Source organism: Serratia sp. CY76391, assembly GCF_052166695.1.
Lineage (GTDB): Bacteria > Pseudomonadota > Gammaproteobacteria > Enterobacterales > Enterobacteriaceae > Serratia > Serratia nematodiphila.
Map to the genome: position 1 here is coordinate 41323 of NZ_JBJNOJ010000003.1, position 13902 is coordinate 55224.

15 protein-coding genes are annotated in these 13902 nt (G+C 57.9%); 4 read left to right on the forward strand and 11 right to left on the reverse strand.

The annotated features are described in order from the left end of the window. Positions 1-244: 244 nt before the first annotated feature. Together ACJ8PN_RS08060 and ACJ8PN_RS08065 are read left to right on the forward strand one after the other, a co-directional pair. Positions 245-655, forward strand: coding sequence for a hypothetical protein (locus ACJ8PN_RS08060; protein WP_351110283.1), 411 nt, complete (start codon positions 245-247; stop codon positions 653-655). Between the two features lie 161 nt (positions 656-816). Further along, complete coding sequence (locus ACJ8PN_RS08065; RefSeq protein WP_351110285.1) at positions 817-1206, forward strand: hypothetical protein; 390 nt, start codon at positions 817-819, stop codon at positions 1204-1206. A gap of 249 nt (positions 1207-1455) precedes the next feature. Here the strand turns inward: ACJ8PN_RS08065 and ACJ8PN_RS08070 are convergent, their stop codons facing one another. Beyond that, entirely contained in the window at positions 1456-2367 is a 912-nt protein-coding gene (locus ACJ8PN_RS08070) for a LysR family transcriptional regulator (protein ID WP_442534798.1), read from the reverse strand. A gap of 107 nt (positions 2368-2474) precedes the next feature. Here ACJ8PN_RS08070 and ACJ8PN_RS08075 point away from each other — a divergent pair, with 107 nt between their 5' ends. After that, on the forward strand, positions 2475-3782 hold the full coding sequence (locus ACJ8PN_RS08075; protein ID WP_442534799.1) for a serine hydrolase domain-containing protein: 1308 nt from the start codon (positions 2475-2477) through the stop codon (positions 3780-3782). 67 nt (positions 3783-3849) lie between these two features. Here the strand turns inward: ACJ8PN_RS08075 and ACJ8PN_RS08080 are convergent, their stop codons facing one another. From ACJ8PN_RS08080 to ACJ8PN_RS08115, 8 genes are all read right to left on the reverse strand, one after another. Beyond that, positions 3850-4599, reverse strand: coding sequence for a glycosyltransferase family 2 protein (locus tag ACJ8PN_RS08080; RefSeq protein ID WP_171454396.1), 750 nt, complete (start codon positions 4597-4599; stop codon positions 3850-3852). A gap of 102 nt (positions 4600-4701) precedes the next feature. Then, positions 4702-5781, reverse strand: coding sequence for an LPS export ABC transporter permease LptG (lptG, locus tag ACJ8PN_RS08085; RefSeq protein ID WP_171454395.1), 1080 nt, complete (start codon positions 5779-5781; stop codon positions 4702-4704). Continuing rightward, positions 5778-6848, reverse strand: coding sequence for an LPS export ABC transporter permease LptF (lptF, locus tag ACJ8PN_RS08090; RefSeq protein WP_004935565.1), 1071 nt, complete (start codon positions 6846-6848; stop codon positions 5778-5780). The genes lptG and lptF overlap by 4 nt, the downstream gene beginning before the upstream one ends. Positions 6849-6876: 28 nt before the next feature. Then, on the reverse strand, positions 6877-7443 hold the full coding sequence (locus ACJ8PN_RS08095) for a YtfJ family protein (RefSeq protein ID WP_442534815.1): 567 nt from the start codon (positions 7441-7443) through the stop codon (positions 6877-6879). Between the two features lie 20 nt (positions 7444-7463). Next, the gene (locus ACJ8PN_RS08100; RefSeq protein ID WP_016927024.1) at positions 7464-8333 is read right to left on the reverse strand and encodes a hypothetical protein; all 870 of its coding nucleotides are present in this window, start codon (positions 8331-8333) and stop codon (positions 7464-7466) included. Next, positions 8330-9667: a lipopolysaccharide biosynthesis protein gene (locus ACJ8PN_RS08105; RefSeq protein ID WP_004935553.1), complete on the reverse strand. Its 1338-nt coding sequence runs from the start codon at positions 9665-9667 to the stop codon at positions 8330-8332. Before ACJ8PN_RS08105 ends, ACJ8PN_RS08100 begins: the two co-directional genes overlap by 4 nt. Positions 9668-9739: 72 nt before the next feature. Continuing rightward, on the reverse strand, positions 9740-10534 hold the full coding sequence (locus tag ACJ8PN_RS08110; RefSeq protein ID WP_049242475.1) for a hypothetical protein: 795 nt from the start codon (positions 10532-10534) through the stop codon (positions 9740-9742). 30 nt (positions 10535-10564) lie between these two features. Continuing rightward, entirely contained in the window at positions 10565-11290 is a 726-nt protein-coding gene (locus ACJ8PN_RS08115) for a hypothetical protein (protein WP_351109857.1), read from the reverse strand. 371 nt (positions 11291-11661) lie between these two features. Here ACJ8PN_RS08115 and ACJ8PN_RS08120 point away from each other — a divergent pair, with 371 nt between their 5' ends. Beyond that, positions 11662-12393 carry an ATP-binding protein gene (locus tag ACJ8PN_RS08120; protein ID WP_015378484.1) on the forward strand — a complete coding sequence of 244 codons (732 nt, stop codon included), beginning with the start codon at positions 11662-11664 and terminating at the stop codon, positions 12391-12393. Between the two features lie 70 nt (positions 12394-12463). Here ACJ8PN_RS08120 and spt read toward each other — a convergent pair whose 3' ends face one another. Both spt and ACJ8PN_RS08130 read right to left on the reverse strand, forming a co-directional pair. Further along, a complete protein-coding gene (gene spt / locus ACJ8PN_RS08125) occupies positions 12464-13636 on the reverse strand; it encodes a serine palmitoyltransferase (protein ID WP_171454394.1) in 1173 nt (390 codons plus the stop codon). Further along, a complete protein-coding gene (locus ACJ8PN_RS08130) occupies positions 13623-13883 on the reverse strand; it encodes an acyl carrier protein (RefSeq protein WP_015378483.1) in 261 nt (86 codons plus the stop codon). The genes spt and ACJ8PN_RS08130 overlap by 14 nt, the downstream gene beginning before the upstream one ends. Between the last annotated feature and the right edge of the window lie 19 nt (positions 13884-13902).

The window sequence follows — 13902 nt, forward strand, 5'->3', positions numbered from 1 at the left end:
TAATAACTTCATTATTAGTTGTGAATCAAATCATTTTATGTGTCTATATTTTATTGGTGGAGAGTTTGGTAAGGTGTGTTTCATGGTCAAAGTTAGGTAACAATGATTGCTTTATGCCAGAAGTGGACATTACTGACATCATAATATGTTAATCAAGCGAGAACAGGTCATTCCATTGACCTGATGATTTAGCACTATAGGACTGCTAATTATCTTTCTGACTCACCACTAACAAGGAAAAGGCATGTTCGGATTCTTTAGAAAGAAAAGACCTGAAACTGAGCCTGGGCAAGGTTCCTCAATCACGGCAAAACAGTTTATTGCGCTGACGCTGAATGATGAAAAGTTGTCTATGCCCGTCTATCTTCCGGGGATCCGTAACGAAGATGATTGCGAGGGTATTGGGCTAGGTCCTCTCATTTATATCTGGAATGTGGATCGTGCCGTTGGCACATTCAGCCTCTCTGTTAACGGTAAAGCGATTGGTCACCTCCTTGAGCCATTTGTACCCCGAGATAACCCTGCATATGTTGAGATCCGTGATGAGGCAATGAAGGTTATCGCTGAATTATCTACTCAGTCCGTGCTGAAAACCATAGAGAAAACTGGCCTCATGCCCGATGTTTTGTTTGCTTACCATGCTGAGAATGTATAGCAGGAACAAAGCTGACAGTTAGGTAGAGTTTGGGATTACGCTAGGGACTAAATTAATCAGTCCTGTCACAGTAACGCTAAATTCTTGTCAAGAAATGCTTTAAGTTGCCGAAATATACATTCAGCGTTATTCCTGAAAATAAACAAAATGGATTGATCCGAATGAAGAAACTCTTACTTCTTGTTCCGCTGGTGTTTACTGCGCCGGTACAGGCTTCTGAAGTCACGGTAGGTCAGGTTTGCAGGGCTGCTTCTGCTGCGATGTTTGGCCGTGACCATAAGATCATGCAGCTTGATAAAGTTGAATCAGGTATTGCCTATGTACATTATATCCGACAGAACGATGGTACCCGTTGGGCAATCAAATGCAAACTTATAGGTGATCAAGTTATGTGGGCATCTGACAATCCTGACAGTACTGGTCGCTGGCGGGATGATCCTGCAGACAGTACGGTCAAATATTCTATTGATGGTAAAAAAATTATTATTACCGAGCTCTACAGCGACGGTTCCAGTACCACTAATTCTTATCCATTGAAGCAACTAAAGTGACTATTACCTGATCTCCGTTGGTTAAGATACCTCAATGTTAGTCAAGTAGTTGTTAGAGTTGCGAACTTCCGCTCCTCGCTCAAAGCCGCCCCTCAAATGCCGCCTATCAAAGCAACAAACCAGCGCCAGCAGCGCAGGAGCGACGGCGGTGAGGGGCTCATTGGGTGAAAACAGCAATCCACGCCAAAGAATGATCGAAAAAACAACGCGGACGATGAGTTCTACGACCGTCTTCCGGTAAAAACACCGCTAATCTAGCAGCAACTTTTCACCCCCAACCCCTACCCACAACCCCGGCAACAACCCCAACGTCTCATCAATCAGCGCCCGTCGGTCATTGCCCGGCTTCCAGATAGTCACCATAGTTTGGCTGATCCCCTGGCTGCCCACTTCGGTGCGCAGCGTGTTGACGTTTTTCCACCGTTCGGCATGCATGTGCGTCGGCAGGAATCCCCAGCCACAGCCTTGTTCAAGCAGGGCGCGCAGCATCTCCAGTTCGTTGGTGAAAATGGTATGCCCGGAAATTTGCAGGCGGCGCGCCACCGGTTCGTCAGAATCCGGGTGCATGATCACCTGCGGCGTGAGCGAGAGCTCCAGCAGCGAAAGCGGTTGTTCGGCGCCGGGGAAAAGCGTTTTGGCGGCGTAAAAATCCATCTCTATTGCCCCTAAGGCGCGCCACTCCATGGCGTCGCCCACGCTGCGATGGCGCGCCTGGCAGATGCCCAGATCGGCCTGGCCGCTTGCCAGCAGGCTTTCCGCTTCGTCGCGCGAGGCGTTAATCAGGCTCAGGCGCGTGTTGCGCTGGGCCATAGCGGCAATCAGCGCCTGCAGCAGCGCGCGGGGCGTAAAGGGATCGTAGACCAGCGAGATTTCCTGCGCCGCGCTCTTCGGCACGTCTTTGGCAAACGCCTCAAACGCTTTCACCTGGCGCATCAGCAGGTGCGCCTGGCGCTGCAGCTGTTCGCCTTCCGGCGTCAGGTGCAGGCTACGCCCCTCGCGCAGGAACAGCGCATAGCCCAAGCCATCCTCGAGAAAATCAATCAAATCGCGCAGCGTCGTGCGGTCTTTGCCGAGCTTGAGCGCGGCTTTCGCCAGGCTGCCGTACTCGGCCACGGCGGTGAAGGCTTCCAGTTGGGCAAAGGAATAAATCAGGCTCGGCACGCGGTTCTCCCGTCGATTTTGCGGGGGATTTTCCCCCATCAGGCGTTTTTTATTATAGGCCGCGTTTTTTTAAGCTGAACGCCTTCCTGAGCTAAGCGAGAAAAAATATGAAAAGCAAAGTGTTTAACCGCAGCCTGCTGGCGGGCGTTGTCATCAGTCTCTGCAGCGGCCTGTTGGCGCCCGCCGCGCTGGCCGCCTGTGCGGGCACCGAACTCAGCGCCTGTCCCGCACCTTTCGATGCGCAATTGCCGGACACGCACAAGATGCTCACCTGGAGCCAGAGCGACCGGGTGATCGGTTTTCGTAATGACTACCGCAACTATGCCGGGGATGTGTTTCACCACGGCAATGCCGCGCCGCTGCCGGCTGCCGCTAAACCGTTAACGGACGCCAGCTATCGGGTGAATGGCAAAACCTACCACCTGCAGGATTACCTGCAGCGCCAGAACGTCAGCGGCATGCTGGTATTGAAAGACGGCAAAATCGCCTGGAAATATCTGGGGCAGGGCAATACCGACGCCACGCTGTGGACGTCGCGCTCGGTGGGCAAATCGGTGGTCGCCACGCTGGTGGGCGTGGCGATTAAACAGGGCAAGATCCGCTCGCTCGACGATCTCATCACGCAATACGAACCCGATCTGAAAGGCACCGCGTGGGACGGCGTGACCCTCAGGCAGCTGATCACCCACACCTCCGGCGTGGCGTGGAATGAGGATTACACCAACCCGAAATCGGACTTCGCGCAGCTGACCGAGTGTGAAGCCAAACCCGGCACTTACGCCTGCGTGCGCAAGCTGGTGGCCGGTCTGCAGCGTGCTCATCCGGCTGGGCAGAACTGGTCTTACTCCTCCGGCGGCGCGTGGCTGCTGGGCGATGTGCTGGAGCGCGCCACCGGCATGCCGCTGGCGGCCTATCTGGAACAAAGCATCTGGCAGCCGTACGGCATGGCGAGCGACGGCGTGTGGCATGCCTACGCCAAAGGCCGGCACGACGTGGGTGCGCACGGCTTTAACGCTACGCTGGAAGACTGGGGGCGTTTCGGTGAGTTCATTCTGCATAACGGGACGTTGCCGAACGGCAAACAGATCCTGCCGGAAGATTGGGTAGCCCAGTCGTCCAACTGGACGCGGGCGGCAGGGTCGGTGTCGGCGGCGCATCCAAACGGCATCTACGGCTTCCAGTGGTGGAACAACGAAGTGCCGGTGAATGCGACTAACGTTGAGCCTGCTCCGCAGACCTCCCTCAAGCATTCCCTGTGGGCGCTGGGGATCTTCGGCCAGATGATCATGGTCAATCAGGCGGAGAATCTGGTGATCGTCCAGTGGTCTACCTGGCCGCAGGCGGAGCCTTCTTTCAGCGCGCAACCGCTGGAGGCCTCGCTGATGTTTAGCGCGATAGCGAAGGAATTGCGTTAACGTCGGCTGGGTAAGCAGGGGCTGGATGGTGGTTGCCATTCAGCCCCTGTTTCTGTCCTTAACATTATCAATCTTTGCCATACCAGGATTTAAAATACTTCAGGAAACTGTAGGCCACGGCATAAAAGCCAGTGACGGCGCCGACTTTGCCTTCCTTCCATGCCCCGCTCAGTATGTACCATTTAAAAAATGCGCCGATCGCGCTAACGACGCCACGAAATAACGAGGGTCTAATGTTTCTGTATTTTACTACCCTTGTCGTATAGCTATTGAGCTTGTTGAATATTTCATGGAGAGAGTAAAAGGTATCGTGCTTAACATTGCCGGGAATGACCGACGTGTGAATATAGCCTTCAGCGGCATCATCTACCGGAGCATCATTGAACCTGACCTGCGTTCTATTGAACAGCCGAACGGGGTAGTCCGGTGAGGAGATGGGATAAATCGTTCTGACTGGCTGTCCGAGCACAAACCAATTCCTTTTGATTCTAAAGGCTTGCTGTGGCGGTGGGTTTTCCTGCGCTTTGAATTTTAAAATGGACGCTATGGTTTCGGCATCAAGGATTTCGTCGCTGTCCAGGCACAACACCCAGTCATGATGAGCTTGAGAAATCGCAAAGTTCATTTGCCGTCCGTGAGTCTCGAAACGATGATAAATAGGGCTTATTCCAAAGCCTTGGCAAATAGACAGCGTTTTATCCGTACTGCCGGAGTCCACCACAATCCACTCATCCGCAATGCCCATGAGTGGAGAAAGCACCTCGTGTAATAAACGAGAGGAGTTAAAAGTCAGTATACAAACAGCTATCTTTGCCATTAACTAACATCCTTAAAAATCGCGAGCAGGTGAGTGCGTGATGTTTTCTCTGGAATGGAAATTGCGATTCTCTTCTTATCCCTTATCAACCTCAGAAAATGCTTAACCCCGCCGGTCAAACCGATAAACCAGCGCCAGCGCCAACGCCAGGAGCAAAAGCGGCGGGGCGAGGGCGGTGAAGGGCGCGTTGAGGGCGAACAGCAACCCCAGGTTGAGAACGATCTGGTAAGCGATGTAGGTCAGCAGCCCGATGATGACGCCGAGCGCTAATCGGCTGCCCATGCCGGGGGTGCGCGGGGCGGTGAAGGTAAACGGGATGGCCAGCAAAATCATCGCCAGCACCAGCAGGGGCTGGCCGAGTTTTTTCCACAGCGCCAGGCGGTATTCGGTGCTGGGTTGCCCCGAGCCTTGCAGGTAATCGATATAGCGATCCAGCTGTTGGAGCGAGAAACTGCCCGCCGGCAGGGTCAGCTCTTTCAGGCTCGGCACGGCGAACAGTGAGTGCCAGATCAGGCTGTCTTGTCGCGCAATCGTCTCCTTTCTGCCTTGCCAGCTTTTCTGCATCACGTTGTGCAGCAGCCAGCTGCCGTCGGCGGCGGTGCTGGCGCTGTCGGCGTAAATGTAAGACTCCAGCGCGCGGTTGGCTTGATAACGGAATATCTCAATGCCGTGGGGCTGGTCGTTCTCATCGACGGTCTTCACTGTCACAAACTCGTTGCCGCGCCGCGCCCACAGCGGGTTAACGGTAACGTCGTTATTATTCGACTGCGCCAGGGCGTTATTCTTCATTTGCAGCGCGCGTTGCTGCAGCGGCGAGGCGGCCCATTCATCGAGGGCGCCGAGCGAGAGGTTCATCAGCAGCCCGGCGGCGAGCATCACCAGCGCGATGCGGAATATCGACATCCCGGCGGAACGGATCGCCGTCAGCTCCAGGCTTTTGGAGAGCTGCCCCAGCCCGACGATGCCGCCGAGCAGCGCGATAAACGGCCCCAGATCGACCAGGCTGCGCGGCAGGGTCATCACGGTCACCAGCAGCGCCTGCTGCCAGCGGTAGCCGCCCGGGGTCACGTCCTCCAGCTCGTTGATCAGCGTAAAGGTGGTGAACAGCGGGATGAGCAGCCCGGCCGCGGCGGCGAAGCCGATGAACACGTTGCGGATCAGATAGCGGCTAAAAAGGGTCATCGGGAGGGTTTCCGCAGCAGGGATAGGTCGCGCGCCAGCAGCAGGGCGATACCGACAGCCATCGCTATCGGCACCAGCCAAACGCCGGGGATCGTTGGCAGAGAGCCGTTGGCCACCAGCGTGCGGCAAATGTTGCCGCCATAGAAAATCACGGTAAACAGAACCGTGAGGGGCAGCAGCGCGGCGTAGCGCCCCTGCCGCGGCTTGATGCGGCTAAAGGGGATCGCCAGCAGCACCATCAGCACGGTGGTCAGCCCGCGGCTCTCGCGCCATTGCAGTTCGGCGGCGTCGCCCGGATCGGCGGAGCGCGCCAGTTCCGCCGGCGAGGCCGACTTGTGCCGGCTCTCGGCGCTGGGCACGAACGGTTTGAGCGCGATGTCAAAGTTGTCGTAGTTCTGCCCGTTGTCGTCGGTGCCCTCACGATCCAGCACATAGGCGGTGCCGGTTTTCAGCCGCACGGCGGGGCTGGCGGGGGAGGCGTCGAGCACCTCCACCGACTGCGCGCGGTATAGGTTGGTGTGATGGCCGCCGCGCACATAAATCAGGGCGTCCGTCAGGTGGTTGGCCGTTTTGTCGACGTGACTGGCGAGGATCATGCGGCCGTTGCCGCTGACGTTGAATTTGTCGGCCTGCAGGTGGCTCACGTCCAGCACCGATTGCGACTGCTGCTGCAGCTGATAAATATTGGCGTACGCCCAGGGCCTGCCATACAGCGACAGCAGCGTGACCGCTATCGCCAGCGGCACGGCGAGTATCAGCACCGCCTTGTACAGCCGCAGCGGGCTGGCGCCGGCGGCCAGCATGGCGGTGATCTCCGCATCGCTGTACATCTGGCTCAGCGCGACCGCCACCGAGACATACAGCGCGACGGGCAATATCATCTCCAGCGCGATCAGCGATTTATAGAAAACCACGTCGGCCACCACCCGCAGCGCCAGCGTGCCGTTGGCGGCGTCGGTCAGGTAGCGCTGAGCGGAGTAGCTGGCGAACATGAAGATCAGAAACCCGGCGATCATCATCACCAGGCGGCGGATCTCAACCGTGATATAGCGTTCAATCAAAGACATGCGTTATCGGTTCCCGGCGGCGTGCGCTTCATGGCGTCTCCTGCGCGATCAGCGCGCGCAGCAGGGCGATCACCTGGTCAACTTCCTGCGGGGTGAGTGCGCCGTCCTTCGCCCACTGCACGCGCCCGGCCTTGTCCAGCACTACGATGGTGGAGCTCTCCTCCGGCAGCCGCCAGGCCATGCGCCCCAGCCCGTCGCTGTCGACGATGAATTGTGCCCAGGGGTAATGCCGCTTGTTTTTCTCGATCTTGCCGCGCACGAAGAAGCCGGAGCCCGGTATCGCGTCGTCGGTGTTGACGATGGTGGTCGGCTGGAAGCGATCGCCCGGCAGGTTCGCGTCCTTAACGGCGTTGATCAGCAGCGAGTTCTTCTTTTTGGCGGAGGTGCGCCCGGCGATGTACTGGATCACCCGCACCTTGCCCGCCAGTTTTGCGCTGTTCCACGGCCGGTAGCTGAAATCGCCGTTGCGCAGCAGCAGCTCACCGCGATCGGCGATGGCGATCGGCGCCACCGGCCGGCCATGCACGAAGTTATGCGCAGATGCCGCCAGAGGCGCCAGCAGCAGGGTGAGGGTCAGCAAGCGACGTAACGTCATCATGGCTCCGTGCAACCCGCTTATCTGCCCGCCGCGATGGCCGGCTGGGAAAACGACAGCGGAAAACGCGCCAGCAGCAGCTCCAGGCGCTGGCGGATGTCGATATCCAGGATCGCCGGCCGATCATAGATATCGCCGCCGGCCAGCTTGTCCGCCACCATCACGTCATGCCGGTCGCCCATCAGGCCGTTAATCGCCGCCAGGAAGCGCGAGATCTGCCGGGCCTCGCGGTTGTCGGGATCGATCGATCTCAGCGTGTCGTAGAACGAGACCTGGCGGCTGACGATTTTGCGCACGTCATGGAACTGATGCCCGGTCAGCGCCGGGCCGGCGATCAGCGTTTGCAGCTGGCGCATTTGCTCCTGGCGGTAGGTGATAAAGCCCTGTGCGCTTTCCAGCCGGGTGTGGCGCAGCGCATAGCGCACGTAAGACCACACCGGCTTGCTGAGCAGCAGCCGCAGCAGGTTGCCGTACAGCGTCAGGTTCTTCTGGTTGCCGTTGCGAAACGCGTCCTGAAAATGGCCGAGCACCACGGTGGTGGTGTGGAACAGGCGGTTGGCGCGGTGCGGGGCGCCGTACAGCTGCTGGGCGAAGCGCAGGTGCTTATAGCGGGCGCGGATATATTTGTAGCGCATGCGGGTAGCCGCCGCCAACTGCGGGTCTTGCAGGAAACCGTTCACCAATTGCAGCAGCTCGCGGCGGGAAAAGCCGTCTTCCCAAAACTGCAGGCACAGCGCGTAGTTGTCCCGAATGCTCTCGGGGGAGCATTCCAGATCAATCTGCTGCGGCAGGCTGATATTCGCCTCAACCAGGTCGTCCTCTTCCACCGCGACAAACAGCGCCTGGGTGGTTTCGGCTGAGAACTTTTTCCAATTATTGCTAGCGGTCATTGATTACTCTCTTTGGGCACATTCAGCCCCAACATAAAGCGATTGCGGTAGGCGCCGATCGTCGGTATCAGGGATAACAGAACGTCTAAACATTGCCCAAGTAAATAAGCGAAGGCGGCGCCCTGCACGCCGAAGGCATACGCCATCGACACCAGCAGCGCAATGTAGGCCGCCGAGGCCGTCGCCTGCGCGATCAGGAAGGCGCGCTGTTTGCCCGCCATAAACAGTAAGGATTCCTGCGGGAAGCCCATCATGGAGACGATGATCGCGCCCAGCATGATTTGAATCAGGTCATAGGCTTCCAGGTATTGCTGCCCGAATACCGCGGAAATAAGCGGCTTGCCCACCAGCAACATCAACACCGCAACGGCCAGGCCGATGCCGCCGGCCAGCAGCGAAGAGCGCAGGCCGAGCAGCCACGGGGTCTTGGTGCGCGGATCCAGGCGCATGATCTCGGGATAGAAGCTTTTCTCCAGCAGCTTGGCCGGGGTGCCCGTCGCATCGAAGAAGGTCATGGCGATCTTGAACAGCCCGGCGGCGGCCGGGCCGAGTACCACGCCCACCAGCACGGTGGTGCAGGAGTTGCGCGCGGCCCAGATGGTATGGGCGATGTTGGTGGTCCAGACGAAGTTCCAGGCGCCCTCGATGCGGCGCGCGACGTTGAACAGGCGCGGCCTCAGCGCGCCATGGATATCGCGGCGGCGCAGCTCGCGCGCGGTGAACCACCAAAACAGCGTGCCGCCGATCAGGTTAGAGGCGTACCAGGTGACGATAAAGCCGGGGAACCCCAGATCGAAATAATAGGAGATGACGCTGCCCACCGCCTGCAGGAACGGTTTGATCGCCTGCTGGATGGCGATTAAATCGAAGCGGTTGAAGGCGCGCAGCACGCCGGTCGGCGTGGACGAGGTCATCGATGGGATCAGGGTGCAGTACAGCATGGCGAGCCAGAAGCTTTCGCTGTCCAGCCCCAGAGCGTGAGACAAGAACGGCAGCATGATCATGCCGCCCAGCACGGCGATGACGCCGCTGGCGATATCCAGGCCAAAGGAGAAGGCGACGACGTCGCGGAAGCGCCCGGTATTTTGATGCTCCAGCGCCGGAGTGCCGAATTGCACCACAAACTGCCAGGTCTGGAATTTGATGAAATCGCTGACCGCTTTGGTATAGGCCTGAATCACCACCAGCACGCCGAACATTTCAGGCGACATGCCTTTACCGGCGCAGGAGAGCGCCAGCAGGCCGAGCAGTGCGCTGGCGACGCTGCCGGAACCCAGGTAGGCGGCATTACGTAAAATGGAACGAAACGCGCCGTCGGAAAACCACCGTTTCATAGCCCAAACCAGCCGTTATCGTTGTTTTGCTGCATTTTGTATTCCGCAGTCATGCGTTTGCCCTGTATTCGTTTAATAAACCTGAGTTTCTTTACCGGCGTTCTCGCCGGGTTGCCCGAGATCGCTCTGCGGGCGCTTCGCGGGGTTCACCACGGCGGAAATGGCGTTGAGCGCATTGCTCAGCACCTCGTCGTAAGGGGCTCTGGCGTCCAGCTCGATGATGCGCGAGCCGTTGTATTGCAGGCGCACCATGGCGGCGATCTTGTCTTTCAGCTCTTCGTAACTGTGATCGGGCTTGCGGGAAAAGGCCGTATCGACGTCGATATCAAGGCGAATGATCAGCTCCGGCCGATAAACGGCCATGCGTTGATATAAACGGCGTTCGCGCGCCGCCAGGCGGCTTAATAGCCACCCTTTTGCGCGTTCCACGCCGATGCCGGGCCCATCGTAGTAAAAACCTGAGATTTCCGCCTGCGGGTAGCGATCGCTGATCACCAGAACACCGCTCTGCGCCAGCCGCCGCACCTTGCGCAGGTTGGATGCGCGCCACAGCGAAAAGCCGTACATGATCAGCGCCGCCCACAGCGCCGGCGGCCTGTTGCTCATGCGTTGGGTTTTGTCGGATTTGGCCGCCAGGCGCCGTTCCAGCCACACGCCGATGAACGGCAAACGCTTGATTTTGTCGCCGTCTTCGCCGGAGATCAGCCCCAAATAGCGCCGCTCCGTGGGGCGATGTTGCTGCAGGTTTTTCACCAGGTCGGCGGTCAGCGTGGACTTGCCCGTACCGTCGCTGCCCACCACGGCAATCAGCCCGGTGATGCAGGTGGGAGAGGTATCCTGTTCGGCGGTGAGTTTATTTTTTTTCATCTGTTTCGGTACGGAAAGGTTATTTGTCGGCTAGGCATTGGCGGCCCTCAGCGATATTTTAACGGCGTGCAGCGATGCGTCGAAAATACGGTCGGCCGGTTCGCGGCCGTCTAAATCCAATATGTTAGCGCCGTTAAACGTCAGGTGCGGGATGACGGCGATCTTTTCACGCAACGCCGCCAGCGAGTGATCGGGTTTGCGTGAATAGGCCGTTTGTTCGTCAATATCCAGCCGAATTAATAATAAGGGCTGATAAGACGCCATCCATTGGTACAGGTTTTGTTCGCGCTTTCTCAGCCAGCGGATCCAGCGATTGCCGCCGGCGGTTTTCGCCAGCTGCGGGCCATCGAAACGAAACCCCGCCACTTCGGCTTGCGGATAACGATCGGTGATCAGTAATGCGCCGTTGCGGCTTTTCTTCAGCATGCGACGGAATTTATAAACGCGCCAATAGGAGAGTAAAAATATCACCAGCGCCGTGGCATTATCCGGCGGTGTGGAAGGGCGCTCATGCACGCGTTCCGATTTCTTCAGCAAATAACGCCCGAAGGGCGCGCCAATAATCGGCAGCGAACTGATCCATTCGCCGATGCGCCCGGAAGACTGGCCGAGATACAGCAGTTCGGCAGGTTCTTGTGCCGATAAAGCGTTGACCAGGCTGGCGGCTAACGTGGATTTTCCCGAGCCGTCACAGCCGGTTATCGCTATTACGCGCACGGGCGAGCGATCAGATGAAGGTCTTATCTGCTGACTCACAATAATTGATCCAATGCGAAAAAAACTATTGTATTCCAATACGCCTTGGGTTCAAGATATTTATTGTGCTTTGCTGCGATAAAATAATGAGATCGGTATTCTTTTTCGTTATTTGAATTGATATTAATGGCATTTGTTCTTGTTATTTTGTGCTAATTGTTCGTGCGTGGGCCGGTTTCGCTTTTTATGTTAATTCTCGGCATGGCTCACGGCGAAAAAAGAGCAGAGGTTTTCAATTTTCGCTTAATCTTTTGTGCTTTTTGGCGCTGCGTATGGCAAATTTTTTTCACGCAGCCACCGCGGCAATGATAAGCGATCGTTCGCTTCAAATATGGCACGCCGTTTCTGGTGTATTGAAAGAGAGTCTTATTATGAGTGCAAAATTTCCGCCGCTGATTGCGGTTATCGGCAGCGACGGATCGGGTAAGTCCACCGTTTGTGAACATCTGATCGAGTATGTGAAACATTATGGCCCGGCGGTGCAGGTGCATCTGGGCAAACAGGCGGGTAACGTCGGGCGCGCGGCGGCGAAATTGCCGCTGCTCGGGCGCTCGGTGGGCAAGGCTATCGAGAGCAATACCAAAAAAGTCAAAACGAAAAAATCCCGGATTGGCCTGTTGCCGTCGGCGGTGATCATCGCTTTCGTGGGGCGGCGGCTGCTGCGTTTTCGCCGCATGCTGGCGTATCGCCGGCAAGGGTTCATCGTGTTGACCGACCGTTTTCCGCAGGCGCAGATCCCTGGCGCTTACGACGGCACGGTTTTTCCCGTCGACGTTGAAGGCAGCCGTTTCGTCCGTTGGCTGGCGGCGCGTGAACGGGCGGCGTTTCAATGGATGGCGGGGCAAAAACCGGATCTGGTGCTCAAGCTGAATGTCAGTCTGGACGTGGCCTGCGCGCGCAAACCCGATCACCGCAAAGCGGCGCTGGAGAAGAAGATCGCCGTCACGCCGCTATTGACGTTCGAAGGCGCCGACATCGTGGATCTCGATGCCGATCGGCCGATCGAGGAGGTGCTTTCGGCGGCGGAAAAAGCCATCGCGGAATTTATGGCGGCGCAGGGGTATCGCTATTCGGCTGATGGGGTATCAACGGCTGCGCACTGAGGTGCGCATCGGTTCGGCAGGGCGGCGTGGCCATTTTCGGCACCGCCGCCGCGGCCGAAAAGGAAAGACTTTATTTTTTCAGCGCCGCAAAGGCGCGCACGATGGTGTCGATTTCTTCATCGCTGTGCGCGGCATTGACGCTGCAACGCAGCAGGGTCACGCCCGCCGGCGCGGCCGGTGGCAGCACCAGGTTTACATAGACGCCGTGGGCGATCAGATCGCGCCAGAAACGCAACCCTTCTTCCTTTGAACCGATCATGACCGGCACCACCGGGCTGATGCGCGGCCCCAGGGTATAGCCCAGCTCGGCGAGGCCGTGGTACAGGCGGTGCGCATTGCTCCACAGTTTTTCCCGCAGCTCGGGATGGCGGGCGATTTTTTGCAGCGCCGTGCGCACCGAAGCGATGCTGGACGGCGACGGCGAAGCGGTAAAGATATACGGCCGGCTGCTGTAGCGCAGCACGTCCATCCCCTTGCCGCCGACGGCGAAGCCGCCGATCGAAGCCAGGCTTTTGCTGAAGGTGCCCAGGATGATATCCACGTCTTGCTCGACGCCCAGCGCTTCGGCCAGGCCGCGGCCGTGCTCGCCCATTACGCCGAAGGAGTGCGCTTCGTCGACCAGCAGATACCCGCCCAATCGCCGCTTGATGTCGACGATTTCCACCAGCGGGGCGACGTCGCCCAGCATGCTGTAGATGCCTTCCACGATAATGATCGCCTCGCGGGCGCGTTCGCCCAGGCGCACCATGCGGCGCTCCAGATCGGCGGCGTCATTGTGGCGGAAGCGAATAATTTCCGCGCCGCCGAGGGCGCAGGCGTCGTAAATGCTCGCGTGGCTGTCCGCGTCGATCAGCACCACGGCACCCGGCCCCGCCAGCGTGCTGATGACGCCCAGGTTGGCGGTATAGCCGGTGGAGAACACGATGGCGCTCGGGCGATCGAAGAATTCCGCCAGCTCCCGTTCCAGCGTCAGGTGCGATCCGTAACTGCCGTTCGCCATGCGCGAGCCGGTGGTGCCGGTGCCGAGCGCGGCCAGAGCCGCCTGGCCGGCGGCGATCGCCTGCGCATCGAACGTCAGGCCAAGGTAATTATTGGTGCCGGCGAGGACAATCTTTTGATCGCCGATGCGCCCCTGGGTGGCGGAATACACTTCGTCGATACAGGTGCCGAACGGATTCAGACCGGACGTTTGAAATTGTTCACGGTCATTGGCGAGCCGCGCAAACTTATCATACAGTCCCATGGTTTTTCTCCAGATAAGGGCGCAGCGCGTCAAGCAGTTGCTCAGGCGTTCTGACATCAAGCAATATATTGATAGGAATGGAGATATCTAATTCATCTTCCAGCATCATCAGCAGATCCAAGACTCTGATGGATTCCAGGCCAAGATCATTGACGAGATCGCTATCAGGTTTTATTTCCACTCCGCCTTCGACGATACCTTGCAAACACGTCAGGATATAATCCATTACAGCATCGCGATTTAGCATAAGAACGTTGACACACCTC

Excerpts from the sequence above, each read along its gene's own strand:
- ACJ8PN_RS08060 (WP_351110283.1), top strand. The coding sequence starts at position 245 with ATGTTCGGATTCTTTAGAAAGAAAAGACCTGAAACTGAGCCTGGGCAA.
- ACJ8PN_RS08065 (WP_351110285.1), top strand. The coding sequence starts at position 817 with ATGAAGAAACTCTTACTTCTTGTTCCGCTGGTGTTTACTGCGCCGGTA.
- ACJ8PN_RS08075 (WP_442534799.1), top strand. The coding sequence starts at position 2,475 with ATGAAAAGCAAAGTGTTTAACCGCAGCCTGCTGGCGGGCGTTGTCATC.
- ACJ8PN_RS08080 (WP_171454396.1), bottom strand. The coding sequence starts at position 4,599 with ATGGCAAAGATAGCTGTTTGTATACTGACTTTTAACTCCTCTCGTTTA.
- lptG (WP_171454395.1), bottom strand. The coding sequence starts at position 5,781 with ATGACCCTTTTTAGCCGCTATCTGATCCGCAACGTGTTCATCGGCTTC.
- lptF (WP_004935565.1), bottom strand. The coding sequence starts at position 6,848 with ATGTCTTTGATTGAACGCTATATCACGGTTGAGATCCGCCGCCTGGTG.
- ACJ8PN_RS08095 (WP_442534815.1), bottom strand. The coding sequence starts at position 7,443 with ATGACGTTACGTCGCTTGCTGACCCTCACCCTGCTGCTGGCGCCTCTG.
- ACJ8PN_RS08100 (WP_016927024.1), bottom strand. The coding sequence starts at position 8,333 with ATGACCGCTAGCAATAATTGGAAAAAGTTCTCAGCCGAAACCACCCAG.
- ACJ8PN_RS08105 (WP_004935553.1), bottom strand. The coding sequence starts at position 9,667 with ATGAAACGGTGGTTTTCCGACGGCGCGTTTCGTTCCATTTTACGTAAT.
- ACJ8PN_RS08110 (WP_049242475.1), bottom strand. The coding sequence starts at position 10,534 with ATGAAAAAAAATAAACTCACCGCCGAACAGGATACCTCTCCCACCTGC.
- ACJ8PN_RS08120 (WP_015378484.1), top strand. The coding sequence starts at position 11,662 with ATGAGTGCAAAATTTCCGCCGCTGATTGCGGTTATCGGCAGCGACGGA.
- spt (WP_171454394.1), bottom strand. The coding sequence starts at position 13,636 with ATGGGACTGTATGATAAGTTTGCGCGGCTCGCCAATGACCGTGAACAA.
- ACJ8PN_RS08130 (WP_015378483.1), bottom strand. The coding sequence starts at position 13,883 with ATGCTAAATCGCGATGCTGTAATGGATTATATCCTGACGTGTTTGCAA.